Here is an 827-nt window from a genome sequence, read left to right on the forward strand (position 1 = left end):
TCCGGGGTGACCGGGCCGGTGTCGGGGCCGATCGGCAGCATGATGGTCGTGTCGGCCTCGTCGCCGTCGCCGTCCGTCACCGTCAGGGTCACGTCGAGGGTCGGCGTCTGCGGCTCGCCTTCGCCGGGGTCGGCGGTAAAGGTCCAGGTACCGTCCGGGTCGACCACCAGGATGCCGTGACCGGTATCGATCGGATCTCCCGGGGCATACGGCGTGACATCTCCCGGCACACGAATCACCGGCGGCGAGGCGCCATCCGCACCGCCTTCCACGCCCCAGGTACCGGTCACGATGTCACCCTCGTCGACCTCGCTCACGTCATCGTCCACACCCGCCACGATGCTCGGCATGTCATCGTCGACTACCACCGTCAGGGTGCCCTTCGCCGTGGTTCCGTCACCGTCGGTCAGGGTGTAGGTGAACGTCAGGTCGATGTCGTCCTCGCTGGTCGCGTCGGAGTGATCGAGGCCCTGGTGCAGGGTCGCTTCATACGTGCCACTGTCGACGTCGGTAACCCTCACCGTCAGCACCGGCGCTCCCGTCTCGTCGGTCGCCTCAAGCACCAGACCGTCATCGGAGACCCTGTATGTCACCGACTGGCCGTCACTGGTCACCGTCGGCAATCCCTCGACAGACCAGACGAAGGCACCGTCCGCTGCCGGGCCATCCTCTCCGAAGGCGTAATCCAATGAGCCCGTGGTCACCACGGCCTCGCCGGGGGCATCCCCCTTGCCGCCGGCGATACCGCCAGGCAGGCCATCTTCATCCAGCGTGGTCGCAACCGGTAGCGTACTGGCATCCCCGTCGCTGTCCGGGGTGACCGGGCC

At 67.6% G+C, this 827-nt stretch carries 1 protein-coding gene; it reads right to left on the bottom strand.

Going from position 1 to position 827, the window contains the following annotated elements; all coding sequences use genetic code 11:
* A partial coding sequence (locus ACUN9Y_RS22100; protein ID WP_445462903.1) for a hypothetical protein occupies positions 1–827 on the bottom strand: 827 nt, incomplete at both ends.

This window comes from Halomonas sp. V046 (genome assembly GCF_052645355.1).